The organism is Longimicrobium terrae (genome assembly GCF_014202995.1).
Lineage (GTDB): Bacteria > Gemmatimonadota > Gemmatimonadetes > Longimicrobiales > Longimicrobiaceae > Longimicrobium > Longimicrobium terrae.
The window spans coordinates 260,193-274,864 of sequence record NZ_JACHIA010000003.1; the positions used below are offsets into that span (position 1 = coordinate 260,193).

The 14,672-nt window shown below is 67.6% G+C and carries 21 protein-coding genes; 11 read left to right on the forward strand and 10 right to left on the reverse strand.

The window, feature by feature from the left end; all coding sequences use genetic code 11:
- Positions 1–83 precede the first annotated feature (83 nt).
- Positions 84–1,232, reverse strand: a complete 1,149-nt coding sequence (locus tag HNQ61_RS07270; protein ID WP_170039369.1) for a PPC domain-containing protein — start codon at positions 1,230–1,232, stop codon at positions 84–86.
- A gap of 340 nt (positions 1,233–1,572) precedes the next feature.
- Here HNQ61_RS07270 and HNQ61_RS29515 point away from each other — a divergent pair, with 340 nt between their 5' ends.
- The 9 genes from HNQ61_RS29515 (at position 1,573) to HNQ61_RS07315 (ending at position 7,814) form a co-directional block, all read left to right on the forward strand.
- The gene (locus HNQ61_RS29515; protein WP_170039371.1) at positions 1,573–1,938 is read left to right on the forward strand and encodes a prepilin-type N-terminal cleavage/methylation domain-containing protein; all 366 of its coding nucleotides are present in this window, start codon (positions 1,573–1,575) and stop codon (positions 1,936–1,938) included.
- An 89-nt stretch (positions 1,939–2,027) separates the two neighbouring features.
- Positions 2,028–2,426 (forward strand): type IV pilin protein, encoded by a 399-nt coding sequence (locus tag HNQ61_RS28595; protein ID WP_170039373.1) that lies wholly within the window; start codon positions 2,028–2,030, stop codon positions 2,424–2,426.
- 495 nt (positions 2,427–2,921) lie between these two features.
- Entirely contained in the window at positions 2,922–3,287 is a 366-nt protein-coding gene (locus tag HNQ61_RS28240) for a type IV pilin protein (protein WP_205762140.1), read from the forward strand.
- A gap of 90 nt (positions 3,288–3,377) precedes the next feature.
- Positions 3,378–3,776: a type IV pilin protein gene (locus HNQ61_RS07290; RefSeq protein ID WP_170039375.1), complete on the forward strand. Its 399-nt coding sequence runs from the start codon at positions 3,378–3,380 to the stop codon at positions 3,774–3,776.
- A gap of 436 nt (positions 3,777–4,212) precedes the next feature.
- On the forward strand, positions 4,213–4,578 hold the full coding sequence (locus HNQ61_RS29165) for a type IV pilin protein (protein WP_205762142.1): 366 nt from the start codon (positions 4,213–4,215) through the stop codon (positions 4,576–4,578).
- Positions 4,579–5,292: 714 nt separating this feature from the next.
- Positions 5,293–5,658, forward strand: a complete 366-nt coding sequence (locus HNQ61_RS29520; protein ID WP_170039377.1) for a prepilin-type N-terminal cleavage/methylation domain-containing protein — start codon at positions 5,293–5,295, stop codon at positions 5,656–5,658.
- A 93-nt stretch (positions 5,659–5,751) separates the two neighbouring features.
- A complete protein-coding gene (locus HNQ61_RS29175; protein WP_170039379.1) occupies positions 5,752–6,147 on the forward strand; it encodes a type IV pilin protein in 396 nt (131 codons plus the stop codon).
- A 141-nt stretch (positions 6,148–6,288) separates the two neighbouring features.
- Positions 6,289–7,020 (forward strand): class I SAM-dependent methyltransferase, encoded by a 732-nt coding sequence (locus HNQ61_RS07310; RefSeq protein ID WP_170039381.1) that lies wholly within the window; start codon positions 6,289–6,291, stop codon positions 7,018–7,020.
- On the forward strand, positions 7,017–7,814 hold the full coding sequence (locus HNQ61_RS07315) for a glycosyltransferase family 2 protein (protein ID WP_221239667.1): 798 nt from the start codon (positions 7,017–7,019) through the stop codon (positions 7,812–7,814). Before HNQ61_RS07310 ends, HNQ61_RS07315 begins: the two co-directional genes overlap by 4 nt.
- A 50-nt stretch (positions 7,815–7,864) precedes the next feature.
- Here the strand turns inward: HNQ61_RS07315 and HNQ61_RS07320 are convergent, their stop codons facing one another.
- Entirely contained in the window at positions 7,865–8,287 is a 423-nt protein-coding gene (locus HNQ61_RS07320; RefSeq protein ID WP_205762146.1) for a 6-carboxytetrahydropterin synthase, read from the reverse strand.
- 341 nt (positions 8,288–8,628) lie between these two features.
- On the opposite strand from HNQ61_RS07320, the gene HNQ61_RS29180 reads away from it, so the two are divergent.
- Positions 8,629–9,090, forward strand: coding sequence for a response regulator (locus HNQ61_RS29180; RefSeq protein WP_205762148.1), 462 nt, complete (start codon positions 8,629–8,631; stop codon positions 9,088–9,090).
- 247 nt (positions 9,091–9,337) lie between these two features.
- A complete protein-coding gene (locus tag HNQ61_RS07330; RefSeq protein WP_170039385.1) occupies positions 9,338–10,348 on the forward strand; it encodes an EAL domain-containing protein in 1,011 nt (336 codons plus the stop codon).
- 78 nt (positions 10,349–10,426) lie between these two features.
- Here HNQ61_RS07330 and HNQ61_RS07335 read toward each other — a convergent pair whose 3' ends face one another.
- From HNQ61_RS07335 to fabG, 8 genes are all read right to left on the reverse strand, one after another.
- Positions 10,427–10,657, reverse strand: coding sequence for a type II toxin-antitoxin system HicA family toxin (locus HNQ61_RS07335; RefSeq protein WP_170039387.1), 231 nt, complete (start codon positions 10,655–10,657; stop codon positions 10,427–10,429).
- Positions 10,654–10,869 carry a type II toxin-antitoxin system HicB family antitoxin gene (locus HNQ61_RS07340; RefSeq protein WP_170040482.1) on the reverse strand — a complete coding sequence of 72 codons (216 nt, stop codon included), beginning with the start codon at positions 10,867–10,869 and terminating at the stop codon, positions 10,654–10,656. Before HNQ61_RS07340 ends, HNQ61_RS07335 begins: the two co-directional genes overlap by 4 nt.
- Positions 10,870–11,046: 177 nt before the next feature.
- Positions 11,047–11,328: a type II toxin-antitoxin system Phd/YefM family antitoxin gene (locus HNQ61_RS07345; protein ID WP_170039389.1), complete on the reverse strand. Its 282-nt coding sequence runs from the start codon at positions 11,326–11,328 to the stop codon at positions 11,047–11,049.
- 72 nt (positions 11,329–11,400) lie between these two features.
- Positions 11,401–11,742, reverse strand: coding sequence for a DUF3024 domain-containing protein (locus HNQ61_RS07350; protein WP_170039391.1), 342 nt, complete (start codon positions 11,740–11,742; stop codon positions 11,401–11,403).
- 47 nt (positions 11,743–11,789) lie between these two features.
- The gene (locus HNQ61_RS07355; protein ID WP_170039393.1) at positions 11,790–12,125 is read right to left on the reverse strand and encodes a hypothetical protein; all 336 of its coding nucleotides are present in this window, start codon (positions 12,123–12,125) and stop codon (positions 11,790–11,792) included.
- A gap of 93 nt (positions 12,126–12,218) precedes the next feature.
- Positions 12,219–13,466 carry a beta-ketoacyl-ACP synthase II gene (fabF, locus tag HNQ61_RS07360; RefSeq protein ID WP_170039395.1) on the reverse strand — a complete coding sequence of 416 codons (1,248 nt, stop codon included), beginning with the start codon at positions 13,464–13,466 and terminating at the stop codon, positions 12,219–12,221.
- Between the two features lie 84 nt (positions 13,467–13,550).
- Positions 13,551–13,787, reverse strand: a complete 237-nt coding sequence (locus HNQ61_RS07365) for an acyl carrier protein (RefSeq protein ID WP_170039397.1) — start codon at positions 13,785–13,787, stop codon at positions 13,551–13,553.
- Positions 13,788–13,873: 86 nt separating this feature from the next.
- A complete protein-coding gene (gene fabG / locus HNQ61_RS07370) occupies positions 13,874–14,614 on the reverse strand; it encodes a 3-oxoacyl-[acyl-carrier-protein] reductase (RefSeq protein WP_170040484.1) in 741 nt (246 codons plus the stop codon).
- Positions 14,615–14,672 lie beyond the last annotated feature (58 nt).

The window sequence follows — 14,672 nt, forward strand, 5'->3', positions numbered from 1 at the left end:
GATCGGGATCGGTCCTCCATGGATGAAGAAACGCCCCCGCCCGGACTGCCGGGCGGGGGCGTTCTTCGATCCACGGATGACGGTCAGGGCGTGGAAACGCGCAGCCGGTACGAACCCGTCGTGCCGGACGCGAAGCTGGTGGCGCGGATGACGTAGCGCCCGTCCTCCGGCAACTCCACCTCCAGCACCGAGTTGGTGCCTTCCTCGTCCTCGGAGTCGTCGTTGGAGGCGATCTCCTGGAACTCCGTGCCGTTCATCCGCCCGATGGAGATGAAGGTGTCGAAGTCCTCGGACGTCATCTGGATGCGCACCCGCTCGCCCGCGCGGCCGGTGTAGCCGAACGCATCGTACAGGCGCTCGTCGTTCTCGTCCTCCGGGTCTTCCTCCGTCAGCGTGCCGTCCACGCTCTCGCCGCGGCGGAGGGGCTGCACGCGCGCGGGGCGGGCCGGGGCGCGCTCCATCACCGACACGGTGTACTCGCCCAGTTCGCCGCCCATGGCGCCGGCCTGCACCAGAAGGGCGCCGCTGTCGGGGATGACCGCGTTGATCTGCTCGCCCTGGGGCCCTTCCTCATCGTCGGCCACGAACTCGCCGTTCTCCATGTGGCCCACGATCAGGTTGGGCACGTTGTCGCCCATCTCCATGCGCAGCCGCACCCGCTGCCCCGCCTGCCCGCGCACGCGGTACACGTCGTAGCGGCCCGGCGTGGCGTCGTATTCCGCATCCGCCTCGGTGAGCGCGGCGCTCAGCGTCTGCCCCACGCGCAGGGCGCTGATGGCCAGCGGCCGGCGCGCCACGGTGTCCAGCCGCAGCGTGAACGCGCCCACGCCCTCCAGGCTCAGCGACTGCGCCACCAGCATGTAGGTGCCGGTGGCCGGCACCACGAAGCGGAGCCGCGCATTGGTTCCGCCGCCGCCGTCGTCGTCGGAGGCGATGTAGTCGGTCACGCCGCCCACGGTGCGCGCCAGGCTTACGAACGGGTCGAACTCCGTGCCCTGCAGAGTGGCCACGTACCGGCGCCCGGCCTGTGCCTGAAACGAATAGACGCGAAAGCGCCCGCGCTCCGTCATGCTGGGGGTGGACGCGGCGAGCGTGCCGTTCACCGACTGCCCCACGCGGATGCTTCCGGCCGCACCCGCGGAGGGCTGGCGCTGCGCGTGGGCGGCCCCGGCGGGAAGGGAGCACAGGGCAGCCCCGGCGAGCAGCAGGCCGGTGATTCGACGGGTGTTCATCAGGGCGATCCTGGACGGGGATGAGGAGCCGGAGCGAAAAGCGCCGGACGGCGCGGCGGGCGCAAGATACGTTTGGCGGCACGGCGGAACAACGGTGCCGTTGGTGCCGGCGCATGCCGCGGCGCGGCGCGGCGATGGGCGGATCGTGCAGCGTGCAAGGAATCGTGCAGATTTGGCCGGCCGCACGGGGGCCCGGAGGGCGGAAACCGGCGATAAGTCCAAGCGCCGCAACGATTTTCCTTTTGCACGGCACGTGGTACACCCGTTGCCTTATCCGTCCCCAGCAGCACGGAGCAGTGCTGAAGTCGCCCCACGCAGTCACCCTACCTGGAGTACAGAGATGCGCAACCTTCGCAACAACAAGGGCTTCACCCTGATCGAACTGATGATCGTGGTCGTGATCATCGGCATTCTTGCCGCCATCGCGATTCCGAAGTTCAACGCTGTTTCGAAGAATGCGAAGCAGGCCGAGGCCGGCCCGGTGCTCAAGCAGATCTGCACCCTGCAGGGCAGCAAGTTCCAGGAAGACGGCAGCTACGCCACCACGCTGAGCACCACCGCGCTGCCGGGCTGGGAAGAGCCGAACGCCAAGTACTTCACCTTCTCGACCACCGGCAACAACGCGACGGCCACGCCGAACACGCTGGGCACTTCGTCCGGCCTGACCGCCAAGACGCGCGACTGCGCCACCGGCGCCGAGACCTGATCCATCGGTCCTGACCTGATTGCCTGAACGAGGGGGCCGGAAGTTCGCTTCCGGCCCCCTTTCCTTTTCCCTCTCCCCTGTGCCGGACCATGCGCGATCTTATCCGCCCCGCTCGCGGCCGCCGCGGCTTTACCCTGATCGAACTGATGATCGTGGTGGTCATCATCGGGATCCTGGCCGCGCTGGCGATCCCCAAGTTCACCTCGGTGACCAAGCGCGCCAAGGAGAGCGAGGCGGCGCCGCTGCTGCGCCAGATCGCCACGCTGCAGGAGCGCTACCACGCGCGGGAAGGCGTGTACACCACCAGCATGGCCCAGCTGGAGGGCGGTCCGGAAATGACGGGCGGCAAGTACTACGACCTGAGCCTGGTCGCGCATGCCACCGGCTTCTGCGCCATCGCCACGCCCAACGCGGAAGGCACGGCGCACGGCCTCAACACCTTCAGCATGGACGGCGGCGCCATCATCCACACCAGCGCCGGCTGCTGACGCGCTCCGGGTGATCGTGCCGCCTGCATTATGCAGAGAACTCCCGCGGGATTCGTCCCGGCGGGAGTTTTTCGTTGATGCCCCTCCTTGCTCGTGTTGTTCGGTCGATGACCTGCTCTGAATCGCAGCCGCCCGGCACGGTTGAGGGCACGCGTCGGGGATGGCACCTGACGCGGATGCGCAGTTGATGATGGGCCGCGGACGAGGAACAGTCCGGCGTGAGGTACGCGTCCTGACCTGAGGAGCAAGCCCGCGATGTGGATGGCACGGGGCGAGTTGAAGGGTGGACCGGGGCGTCTTGCAGGGTGCAAGGACTCTTGCACATTCTGCCGCAAATGGCAGGGCACGCGCAGGCAGAGACACAACCTAAACTGCTATTTTACAATGAGTTGCGATTTTCCTTCCCGATGGTATACCCGTTGCCTTATCCGTGGCCGGCAGCACGGAGCAGTGCTGAAGTCGCCCCACCCAGTCCAACTCACCTGGAGCAAAGCAATGCGCAACCTTCGCAACAACAAGGGCTTCACCCTGATCGAACTGATGATCGTGGTCGTGATCATCGGCATTCTTGCCGCCATCGCGATTCCGAAGTTCAACGCTGTTTCGAAGAATGCGAAGCAGGCCGAGGCCGGCCCGGTGCTCAAGCAGATCTGCACCCTGCAGGGCAGCAAGTTCCAGGAAGACGGCAGCTACGCCACCACCCTGAGCGCCACCGCGCTGCCGGGCTGGGAAGAGCCGAACGCCAAGTACTTCACGTTCACCACCACCGGCAACAACGCGACGGCCACCCCGAACGCGCTGGGCACCTCGTCCGGCCTGGTCGCCAAGACGCGCGACTGCGCGACCGGCGCCGAGACCTGATCCGCGGGTCTGACCTGATGGTTTGAAAGGGGGCCGGAAGTTCGCTTCCGGCCCCCTTTCTTCCTCTCCCTCTTACCCGTGCCGGACCCCATGCGCGAAATGATTCGCCCCGCTCGCGGCCGCCGCGGCTTTACGCTGATCGAACTGATGATGGTGGTGGTCATCATCGGGATCCTGGCCGCCATCGCCATCCCCAAGTTCACCTCGGTCAGCAAGCGCGCCAAGGAAAGCGAGGCGCGGCCCTTACTGCGGCAGATCGCCACGCTGCAGGAGCGCTACCACGCCCGTGAAGGTTTCTACACCACCGACATGGCCCAGCTGGAAGGCGGCCCGGAAATGACGGGCGGCAAGTACTACGACCTGAGCCTGGTCGCGCACGCCACCGGCTTCTGCGCCATCGCCACGCCCAACGCGGAAGGCACGGCGCACGGCCTGGAGACGTTCAGCATGGACGGCAACGCCACGCTCCACACCAGCGCCGGCTGCTGATTCATCCTGTCCCATGCCGGCCCTGCGCCGGTGTAATGCAGAGAACTCCCGCGGGATTCGTCCCGGCGGGAGTTCTTTTCGTTTCCGGCAGACCACCCTGCCCTTCCCATCCACCGCACCGCTTCCGCATGTGACCCCCCGCGGCAACGGTTCGTCATCACGACATGCCGCGGACGTTCAGCGGCGCTCGCGCCCGTGCCGCTGCCCATTTCTACCCGGGCCAGCGGCTTTCCGCCGTGCAGTGCATCCTGCCTGAGTTCCTGCATTCCGCACCGGTCCAGCCCGGGCAAACAGGGGTGCACAGCAACCCTAAACATCATTGCTGCAAGCACTTGGCATTTTGTGAGGGGTGCGGTACACCCGTTGCCTTATCCGTGGACGGCCGCACGGATGGTGCTGACGCCGCCCCCCTATTTTACCTCGCCTGGAGCAGAGCATGCGCAACCTTCGCAACAACAAGGGCTTCACCCTGATCGAACTCATGATCGTGGTCGTGATCATCGGCATCCTTGCCGCCATCGCGATTCCGAAGTTCAACGCTGTTTCGAAGAACGCCAAGCAGGCCGAGGCCGGCCCGGTGCTCAAGCAGATCTGCACCCTGCAGGGCAGCAAGTTCCAGGAAGACGGCAGCTACGCCACCACCCTGAGCGTTGCCGCGCTGCCGGGCTGGGAAGAGCCGAACGCCAAGTACTTCACTTTCTCGACCACCGGCAACAACGCGACGGCCACCCCGAACGCGCTGGGCACCTCCTCCGGCCTGACCGCCAAGACGCGCAACTGCGCCACCGGCGTCGACGCCTGATCGGACGCGTGACCTGATGGTGGGAGAGGGGGCCGGAGCAATCCGGCCCCCTCTTCCGTTTCCGGCGCTCGTCCCGAGACGTGCCGGGATGAAGAGCGCTCCGCTGCGGCGGGCGCTTTTTCTGTACAGCGGACATTTAAGTTCGGGCAGGCTGGAGCGACTGAGGTCGCCGCAACACAGCGGAAAGTCCCCCGAACAGATGGGGGACTTCACTTGCAACGGCAGCAGGACTGGTACGAGCTTTCTGGGATCCGTATTGGACAGCGGGAGCCGCTGGATTCCCGGCGGGTGCGTGCGCCCCGCGCGAGCTCCGCTTCCGCGCTGGGCTCCAGGCGGTCGGTCGACGATTGGTTGAGGACCAGCATCCACAATCACACGACCCGAGGTCTCGATGCAGCCGAACCCCTCAGATGCGCGCGCGGTTGATCTGTCCCGATTCCCTACTCCCTATTCCCTGTCCCTTCTCCCTTATCCACCCACCGCTCCATCTGCTACCCGATCCCGCTTTACCTCTCCTGTGCATCCTGCGTGACTTCCTGCATTCCGCACCGGTGCGGCGGGAACAGACGGCGGGCCACACAGCGCTAAACACACCTCCTGCAATCACTTGCGTTTTGTGTGGCCGATGGTACACCCGTTGCCTTATCCGTACCCGGCAGCACGGACCAGTGCTGAAGTTTCCCTTCCCCGTCCATCTCGCCTGGAGCAGAGCAAATGCGCAACCTTCGCAACAACAAGGGCTTCACCCTGATCGAACTGATGATCGTGGTCGTGATCATCGGCATCCTTGCCGCCATCGCGATCCCGAAGTTCAACGCGGTGTCCAAGAACGCCAAGCAGGCGGAAGCCGGCCCGGTGCTCAAGCAGATCTGCACCCTGCAGGGCAGCAAGTTCCAGGAAGTCGGCAGCTACGCCACCACGCTGAGCGCCACCGACCTGCCGGGCTGGGAAGAGCCGAACGCCAAGTACTTCACCTTCTCGACCACCGGCAACAACGCGACGGCCACCCCGAACGCGCTGGGCACCTCGTCCGGCCTGACCGCCAAGACGCGCAACTGCGCCACCGGCGTCGACGCCTGATCCAACCCCGCTGGCTGAGTGACGAGGGGGCCGGCTGGTCCGGCCCCCTCGCCTGTTTCTTCATGGACGTTCCCTTCCCTCCGGAGCCGCGGCATGTGCACCTCCTCCTCCCTCCCCACCGCACGGCGCGGCTTTACCCTGATCGAACTGATGATCGTCGTGGTGATCATCGGCGTACTGGCCGCCCTGGCCATTCCCCACTTCAGCGCGGTCAGCAAGCGGTCCAAGGAGGCCGAGGCGGCGCCGCTGCTGAAGCAGCTGTACACGCTGCAGGAACGCCATCGCCAGCAGGATGGTGAGTACGCCACCGACATCAACGACCTTGAAGGCGCCGACTCCAACTTTCCGGACGGCAAGTACTACCACTTTGCGCTGGGCACGGCGAGCGGAACCACCTACATCGCCTGCGCCACGCCGCTGGAGCCCTCGCTGGGACTGCGCCCGCAGCGCATCACCAACCAGGGCGTGCTTACCGACGGCGGCTGCTGACGCGGACCGCCACCGGAAAACTCAGAACGGCCGCGCCCCCGCGCGGCCGTTCTCGTTTTCCTCCATCTGGGGTCTTTCCCGCCCGCCCCGCCCGCTGCATCATATCCGCCTCCGCTGCGTCCCATCCCGAACCCCAGTCCCATGCCGCCGCCCGCCGACCCAGCCGCATTCACCTACGCCGGCGAGGAGCTGGACGCGCTAGCCGGCGCCCGCAACTACCACGCGTGGATCGCGGAGCGGTTCGCGCCCTGGCTGGGCTACCGCATCGTGGAGGCGGGCGCGGGAATCGGCAGCTTTGCCGCGCACCTGCGCGCCGCCGCGCCCCATGCCGAACTCACGCTGGTGGAGCCGGCGGAGAACAACTGGCCGCGCCTGCGCGCCACCTTCGCGGGCGACCCCGCGGTGCGCACCGTTCGCGGCTACCTGGGCGACGCGGGCGAGCCCGGCTGCGCGGACACGGTGGTGGCGGTGAACGTGATGGAGCACGTGCGCGACGACGCCGACTTTCTGCGCACCGCACACCGGCTTCTCTCGCCCGGCGGGCACCTGCTCCTCTTCGTCCCCGCCCTTCCCGCCATCTACGGCACGCTGGACGAGGCGTTCGACCACTTCCGGCGCTACACGCGGCCGGAGCTGGAGGCGAAGCTCGCCGGCGCGGGCTTCGCTCCGCTCCGCATCCGCTACACCAACCTGCCCGGCGTGCTGGCCTGGTGGCTCAGCGGCCGGGTGCTGCGGCGCCGCACCGTCACCGCGGCGGACGCGCGCCTGTACGACCGGTGGATGATTCCGTGGATCTCGCGGCTGGAGCGCGTCTGGTCGCCACCGCTGGGGCAGAGCCTGATCGCCATCGCACAACGGGAGGAGGTGGGATGATGCGGGAAGGGACGATCCTGCTGTCCGTGGTGATGCCGGTGTACAACGAGGCCGCCACGGTGCGCCATGCCGCGGAACGGGTGCGCGCGGTGGGGCTCCCCGTCGAGATCCTCTGCGTAGACGACGGCTCCACCGACGGCAGCCGCGAGACGCTGCGCACGCTGCTGGCGGAAGGCGTCATCCACCGGTTGATCGAGCTGCCGCGCAACGGGGGCAAGGGCACGGCGGTGCGCGCCGGAATCGCCGCGGCCGGGGGGGACGTGATCGTCATTCAGGATGCGGACCTGGAGTACGATCCGTTCGAGCTGCCACGGCTGCTGGAGCCCATCGTGGACGGGCGGGCCGACGCGGTGTTCGGGTCGCGCTTCGCCGGCGGGCCGCACCGGGTGCTCTACTTCTGGCACACGCTGGGCAACCGCGCGCTCACCCTGCTGTCGAACATGTTCACGGACCTGAACCTGACCGATATGGAAACGTGCTACAAGATGGCGCGTGCGGACCTGATCCAAAGCCTGCCGCTGCGCACCCGCCGATTCGGGATCGAGCCGGAGCTTACCGCACGGCTGGCCCAGGCGCGCGCACGCATCTACGAGGTCCCCATCTCCTACGCGGGCCGCACGTACGACGAGGGCAAGAAGATCGGGTGGAAGGACGGCGCCGCGGCCATCTGGCACATCGTGCGGGCCAACGTGTTCGCCCCGCGCGTGCCCCGCTACCAGCCGCCGCCGTCCGCCCTCCCGCGGTGGACGCCCGAGGGAACGCCCCCGCGCCACACGGCCGCGGGCCCGCGCTGATCCGCATCGACCCACACGCCCCCGCCGGCCCGGTGCCGCGGGGGCGGCGTTCATTCCGCGCCGTCCCACTCCACGAAGAAGTCGCGGTTTTCGTGCAGCCGCATGCGCACCAGCCGCGCGCCCTCCATCCGCGGCGCCACGCGGGCCCAGATCCACAGCAGGATGTTCTCCGTCGTGGGGATCAGCCCGCCGGGGGCGAACTCCGGCACCGCGTGGTTCAGGTGCTGGTGGTCCAGCGGCCCCGTCACCTCCTCCGCCAGCACGCGGTCCAGCATCCCCAGATCCACCGAGAATCCCGTCTGCGCGTCGACCGCGCCTTCCACCACCACCTCCAGCAGGTAGTCGTGTCCGTGGCCGTGCGGGTTGCTGCACGGGCCGAAGGTGGCGCGGTTGCGTTCCTCGCTCCACTCCGGCCGGTGATACCGGTGCGCGGCGCTGAAACGGACGCGGCGGGTAAGCTGCATGCGGGGCATGGCACGGCGGATGAAGGAAAGCGGCGGGTTCACCCGCCGAATCTCAGCCCGCGGCCGGGCTGGCGCAATCCACCGATGGCCCGTCCCGCGCGGATGCGTCCGGGTTGCGCGTGCGGATGACTCGCGCGGCGGGCGTCCGCGATGTGAATGCAGGCCGGAAAGGATGCGGCACAGCGCGCCGGAACGCGCCCGCCGAAGGAAAGAACCGGGCATGCGACTTGCCTGTTACGCAATCGGAAAAGTTTTGAATACAACCGCACCTTCCGTCTTCTGTTCCCGCACCTCCCCGCACAATGGTCGCTGCTTCGCTCGCCCGTCCCGAGACGCAGAGTTTTGCATCCGTGAACCCTGATCGCGGACGCCAGGCCTCTGTCCCCCGCATCTCCCCCGTGCAGCCGTCCGACGCGGCGCAGGCAGAGGCGGAGAACCGGCCCGTGGTGCTCGTGGCCGAGGACCACGAGGACAGCCGCGACGCCATGCGCACGCTGCTGGACGCGTTCGGCTACCGCGTGGTGGAGGCGGTGAACGGCAGGCAGGCCGTGGAACTCGCGGTCGCCGAGCATCCCGACCTGATCCTGATGGACATGATGATGCCGCTGGTAGACGGCCTGCAGGCCACGCGCGAGATCCGCGCGGAGCCGTCGCTGGCCGGCGTGCCCGTCATTGCGCTCACGGCCATGGAAGGCGCGCGAGACCGCGTGCTGGCGGCCGGCTGCGACGACCTGGTCACCAAGCCCATCGACGTGCGCGCCTTTCTGGGCCGCGTGCGCGGCTGGATCGAGTCGCGGCGGCAGGCGGGCTGAACCGGCGGGGCCGTACATCAACCCCGCCACTGCGATCCGGTGCCGTTCCCCTGCAGAGAGGAACGGCACTTTTGTTCGGTCGCGCCTTGCGCTGCGACACCGGCGGACCCCAACATGCTACATACGTTCGATGCGGACGCGTTGAATTCAAGCGAACAGGGTGGACATGCACTGCGAATGCCGGACGGACGAACGCAGTCTGGTGGTGCTGGCCCCGGGTCTGGACCAGTACCCGGAACTGCGGGCCATGGCGAACGAACATGAGTGGACCGTGCACCCGGCGCTGGGCGCGGTCCGCGTGGAAGTGGGTTCCGCGACGCGGTGGTCGGGCATTGCCCAGGTCGCCAACTTTCTGCGGACGGTGCTGGACGCGGCCCGCTTCGGCGCGCTGCGGGCCGCGTGGATCCGCGCCGGCGTGTCCATCGAAGAGCAGATGGTGACGCTGCTGCACTCCGGCCCGCTCTCCGCCATGGTGGAGGTGGACAGTTCGCCCCTCCCCGCCATGATGCGCGACAACCGCATCGAATCGTGGTTTCAGCCCATCTTCTGGGCGGGAACGCTGGAGCTGTGGGGGTACGAGGCGCTGATGCGCGGCCGCGCGGAAGACGGCAGCCTGGTGCCGCCGTTCACCCTGCTGGAGTGGGCGAAGCAGGAGCACCTGACGTTCATGCTGGACCGGCACACGCGCGAGCTGCACCTGGGCAACGCGGGGCGCGCGGGGATTCCCTCGCACTGCCACCTGCTGGTCAACTTTCTCCCCACGGCCATCTACAAGCCGGAGTTCTGCCTGCGGACCACGGTGCGCGCCGCGGCGCTGGCGGGGCTGGAGCCGGACCACGTCGTATTCGAGATGGTGGAAACGGAGCAGGTGGACCGCGAGCACCTGCGCAACCTGCTGGCGTACTATCGCGCCACGGGCTTCAAGGTGGCGCTGGACGACGTAGGCAGCGGATACTCGGGGCTGGCGATGATGGCCGACCTGAACCCGGACCTGATCAAGATCGACCGCGAGCTGGTGAGCCGCGCGGTGGATTCTCCGTTCCACCGCGAGGTGTGCGCGTCGCTGGTGAAGCTGGGGCAGGACAACGGGCAGATGGTGCTGGCGGAGGGCGTGGAGCGCGAGGAGGAGTGGCACGTGATGTCGGGGCTGGGCGTGAACCTGCTGCAGGGCTACCTGTTCGGCCGCCCGCAGCCGGAACTGGTGACGCACTCGCTGGTGCAGCCGCCCCGCGACATCGCCCTGGCCACCCCGGCCTGACCGGCGCTCCCGGTGGATGAAACGAAGACGGCCTGACCGGCGGATGCCGGTCAGGCCGTCTTCGATACTGGGGGCGAGTCACCCTTGGAGCCGGTCCAGGAACGCGTCGCGAGTGACGTCCGCATCCCGCAGGATCTTGCTCATCAGCCCCGGACCGATGACATCTCCCGCGTGGACAGGGACCACCGTGGCGCGGCCGTCAGCGTGCCTGAGAAAGTGATGGGAGCCCTTGATGCGAACGACCTCGAATCCGAGTTCGTTCAGCACGCGGATGACCTCGGGCGCGGTCGGGCGAGGGAGGCGGGTCACGCAGCGACGGAAACGCGCTGCACACCCACAAACGCCAGCGGCTCGAAGTCCTCGCCTTCAACCTCAAGACACAACTCGATCGCCTCGGCGACGCGCTCCATGAGCGCATCCAGTGACTTTGCCTGCGTGTGGCAGCCGGGAAGTGCCGGAACAGATGCGACAAACCATCCGTCCGCATCTTTCTCGATTACAACGTTGAATTCTCGGCTCACGGTCACTCCAGGTTGCAGGTTGCTGCGCACCTCAATGCTCGCCCAACCGCGGGCGTTCTGCAACCCTTGCAAGGCAGCGTGGACCTCTCCAGCAACCTTCACAGCCTGCAGGCGATCTCGCGATATGCTCGCCAATATCCGCGATCTGTTCAATCGCCACCGGCGACCAGATGACCCTCACCGGGCAAAGCGGTCCAGAAGCGCCTGCTTGGCCGTCTCATGATCGATCCCTTCTCCGCGGGCGATCTGCTCCTCGGCTCGACGGACGTCTTCCAGCAGCGCGAGCCGCTCTACCATCTGCTCATACTCATCGATGCTGACGAGTACGGCGGCGCCGCGCCCATGCTGCGTGAGGACGATGGGGCGGCGGGTGGTCCGGATCTGCTCGATGAAAGCAGCAGTGTTCGCCCGGAACTCCGAAAGGGGGCGGATATCTTCGCGGTAGCGGATGGGATTCATGTGCGGCTCCTGTGTACGCTGTTCAGTACAGAAGAACGTACACGCATTACCTCGTGCGTCAAGACGGGACAGTCATCCCCAGAAGATCCCCAGCGGATCGCTGTCGACCTCGGCCAAGCACCGCTTGAGGGAGACGGGTGCCAAGTCCTGGTACTGATGAAAGCGGTCGTTGCGGTCGCCCCAGTACAGTTCCCACTTCCCGTCCGACTCGGCGTACTTGAACTTGGCGACGACCCGATCGCCCCACTCCTCCCGCCGCTTCCAGTGACACCGCTGTTCGGTCAGCGAAATCGTCGCGCCCCGGACGGTCCACGACATTCGCACCTCGTCCGCGGCGTGGGCCGGCACCCGATTGCGGCAGTATGCATCCAGCAGAACGCGAGCGGCTTCGGCGACCAGCGGCGGGAGGGCCATCGGATTTCGGGATGAGGGGAAAGTCGGGGACGCGAGTGATCGCGTGATCAATCCGTTCTGAAGCGGCGGATGAGCGATTCGCAGGCGGCGAAAGCAACCTCGCGGTAAAAGGCTTCGGCCTCGGCGATCTGCGCGTCCGCGCGGGCGAGCGCGTCCGGATTCCAGTACCGCCGCGCGCTCCCCGACGGCAGGTGGTCCTCCTGGGAGTCGATGCCGAGAAAGACCAGCAGATCCTCATCCATCTCGTGCAGCCCGGCGCCCCACCGATACTGCATCATGGCGGCCGAACCCGGCAGCACGCCGGTTTCACCGCGCAGGATCTTTCGTGCGAGGGTCACCATCTCGTCACGCAGCCGCCGCGCCTCTGGCTCATTTCTGTCCATCGACCGTCCTCCGGGACCCTGAGGAATGCAACTGAAAACGGCCTCCGCACGCGTGTGCGGAGGCCGTTCATCAACCCGCCGTGACGAGGGAAACTACGCGTCCCAGCGGCGAACCGCGAGCGACACGTTGTGCCCGCCGAAGCCGGCGGAGTTGCTGAGCGCCAGCCGCACCGGCCGCTCCGTCACCCCGTCCGTTCCGTAGTTCAGGTCGCACTCCGGGTCCGGCGTGCTGTAGTTGATGGTGGGCGGGATCTTTCCCGTCCGGCACACCAGCGCGCTGAACACCCCCTCGATGGCGCCCGCGGCGCCCAGCAGGTGCCCCGTCATGCTCTTGGTGCTCCCCACGATGATCTCGCGCGCGTGGTCGCCCAGCACGAGCTTGATGGCGCCCGTCTCGTTGCTGTCGTTGAGCGGCGTGCTGGTGCCGTGCGCGTTCACGTAGTCCACGTCGGCGGGCTTGGCGCCCGCCTCGCGCAGCGCCATCCGCATCGCCCGCGCGAGCCCCTCGTGGTTCTCCGGCTGCCCGGTGATGTGGTACGCGTCGCCCGTCAACCCGTAGCCCACGACTTCGGCCAGGATGGTGGCGCCGCGGGCCAGGGCGTGCTCCAGTTCCTCCAGCACCAGCATCCCCGCCCCTTCGCCCAGCACGAAGCCGTCGCGGGTGGCGTCGAACGGCCGGCTCGCCGTTTCCGGCGAATCGTTGCGCGTGCTGAGCGCCGTCATGTTGGCGAAGCCCGCCATGGCCATGGGCGAAATGGCCGCCTCGGCGCCGCCCGCCAGCATCAGGTCGGCGTCGCCGTTCTTGATGTGCCGGAACGCGTTGCCGATGGCGTGCGCGCCGCTGGCGCAGGCGCTGACGGTGCAGTAGTTGGGGCCCTTGAGCCCGTACCGGATGCTCACCAGCCCCGCCGCGATGTCGCTGATGAACATGGGGACGAAGAAGGGCGACACGCGCCCCGGCCCCTTCTCCACCAGGCGGCTGTGCTGCTCCTCGAAGGTCTGAATGCCGCCGATGCCGCTGGCGACGATCACCCCGAACGCTTCGGGATCGATGGAGCCCAGGCCTTGGTCCAGCCCGGCCTCGCGCATGGCCTGCACCGACGCGGCGATGGCCAGCTGGCTGTAGCGGTCCGTGCGCTTGACCTCCTTGCGGTCAATGTAGGCGCCGGGGTCAAACCCCTTCACCTCGGCCGCGAAGCGCACGGGGTACTCGGATGCGTCGAACTGCGTAATGGGACCGGTACCGCTACGCCCGTCGAGCAGGGCCGCCCAGGATTCCTGGACGTCCAGCCCGACGGGCGTTACGAGGCCGGTCCCGGTAATCACGACTCGGCGATTCATCAGCCGCTCCGGGAAATCGGGACGTGGACCGGACCGCCCGCGGGGGGCGGCCTATGGAAGTTCGAGCGGGGCGAGCCGTGCGGCTCAGCCCTGGTTGCTCGAGATGTAGCTGATGGCGTCGCCCACCGTGCGCAGCTTCTCGGCCTCTTCGTCCGGAATCTCCATCCCGAACTCTTCCTCGAAAGCCATCACCAGCTCCACGGTGTCCAGCGAGTCAGCGCCAAGGTCCTCCACGAACGAGGCCTCCGGGGTCACCTTCTCGGCGTCCACGCCCAGCTCGTTGATGATGATTTCCTTGACCTTCGCCTCGATGTCCGCCATTTCCCGTCTCCTGTTTGGTTTTAGCGTGCGGCCCCCGCCGTGCTCGCCGCCGGGGCTCCCGTTCCTGCGTTGTGTGGCCGTCCTGCCTACATCACCATCCCGCCATCCACCACCAGCACCTGCCCGGTGATGTACGCCGCGCCCGGCCCCGCGAGAAAGCGCACCGCGGGAGCAATGTCTTCCGGCCGCCCCAGCCGTCCCAGCGCGATGGAACCCATCAGTGCGCCGCGGGCGGCTTCGGGCAGCTCGCTCGTCATGTCCGTCTCAATGTACCCCGGGGCGACCGCGTTGACCAGAACTCCCCGCCCGGCGAGTTCCTTGGCCACCGACTTGGTCATCCCGATGAGCCCCGCCTTGCTGGCCGCGTAGTTGGCCTGCCCGGCGTTGCCCGTGATCCCCACCACGCTGGTGATGTTGATGACGCGCCCGGCGCGCCGCTTCATCATTCCGCGCGAGGCGGCGCGCATGAGGTTGAAGGCGCCGCGCAGGTTGGTGTCCAGCACGGCGTCCCAGTCCTCGTCCTTGATGCGCATGAGGACGTTGTCGCGCGTGACGCCGGCGTTGTTCACCAGCACGTCCAGCGACCCCATCTCGCCCTCCACCGTCTTTACCAGCTCGGTGCAGGCGGCGGAGTTCGCCACGTCGCAGGCGTAGCCCCGGTGCCCTTCGCCGGGCAGTTCGGCCGCGGCCTGCTGCGCCCGCGCACCGTCGCGCGCCACCACCGCCACCCTGGCCCCCGCCGATGCCAGCTCCCGCGCGATGGCGAGGCCGATGCCGCGGGAGCCGCCCGTCACCAGCGCGACCTGGCCCGAAAGCTCCACAGGAATCTCCGAAAAGAGTAGTGCCAAGGGCGAACGGAAGTGCCCAGTGCCCAGTGCTCAGTGC

Bases quoted from the DNA above. Each gene is read 5' to 3' on its own strand.
- HNQ61_RS07270 (WP_170039369.1), bottom strand. From the start codon at position 1,232: ATGAACACCCGTCGAATCACCGGCCTGCTGCTCGCCGGGGCTGCCCTG.
- HNQ61_RS29515 (WP_170039371.1), top strand. From the start codon at position 1,573: ATGCGCAACCTTCGCAACAACAAGGGCTTCACCCTGATCGAACTGATG.
- HNQ61_RS28595 (WP_170039373.1), top strand. From the start codon at position 2,028: ATGCGCGATCTTATCCGCCCCGCTCGCGGCCGCCGCGGCTTTACCCTG.
- HNQ61_RS28240 (WP_205762140.1), top strand. From the start codon at position 2,922: ATGCGCAACCTTCGCAACAACAAGGGCTTCACCCTGATCGAACTGATG.
- HNQ61_RS07290 (WP_170039375.1), top strand. From the start codon at position 3,378: ATGCGCGAAATGATTCGCCCCGCTCGCGGCCGCCGCGGCTTTACGCTG.
- HNQ61_RS29165 (WP_205762142.1), top strand. From the start codon at position 4,213: ATGCGCAACCTTCGCAACAACAAGGGCTTCACCCTGATCGAACTCATG.
- HNQ61_RS29520 (WP_170039377.1), top strand. From the start codon at position 5,293: ATGCGCAACCTTCGCAACAACAAGGGCTTCACCCTGATCGAACTGATG.
- HNQ61_RS29175 (WP_170039379.1), top strand. From the start codon at position 5,752: ATGTGCACCTCCTCCTCCCTCCCCACCGCACGGCGCGGCTTTACCCTG.
- HNQ61_RS07310 (WP_170039381.1), top strand. From the start codon at position 6,289: ATGCCGCCGCCCGCCGACCCAGCCGCATTCACCTACGCCGGCGAGGAG.
- HNQ61_RS07315 (WP_221239667.1), top strand. From the start codon at position 7,017: ATGATGCGGGAAGGGACGATCCTGCTGTCCGTGGTGATGCCGGTGTAC.
- HNQ61_RS07320 (WP_205762146.1), bottom strand. From the start codon at position 8,287: ATGCCCCGCATGCAGCTTACCCGCCGCGTCCGTTTCAGCGCCGCGCAC.
- HNQ61_RS07330 (WP_170039385.1), top strand. From the start codon at position 9,338: ATGGCGAACGAACATGAGTGGACCGTGCACCCGGCGCTGGGCGCGGTC.
- HNQ61_RS07345 (WP_170039389.1), bottom strand. From the start codon at position 11,328: ATGAATCCCATCCGCTACCGCGAAGATATCCGCCCCCTTTCGGAGTTC.
- HNQ61_RS07350 (WP_170039391.1), bottom strand. From the start codon at position 11,742: ATGGCCCTCCCGCCGCTGGTCGCCGAAGCCGCTCGCGTTCTGCTGGAT.
- HNQ61_RS07355 (WP_170039393.1), bottom strand. From the start codon at position 12,125: ATGGACAGAAATGAGCCAGAGGCGCGGCGGCTGCGTGACGAGATGGTG.
- fabF (WP_170039395.1), bottom strand. From the start codon at position 13,466: ATGAATCGCCGAGTCGTGATTACCGGGACCGGCCTCGTAACGCCCGTC.
- HNQ61_RS07365 (WP_170039397.1), bottom strand. From the start codon at position 13,787: ATGGCGGACATCGAGGCGAAGGTCAAGGAAATCATCATCAACGAGCTG.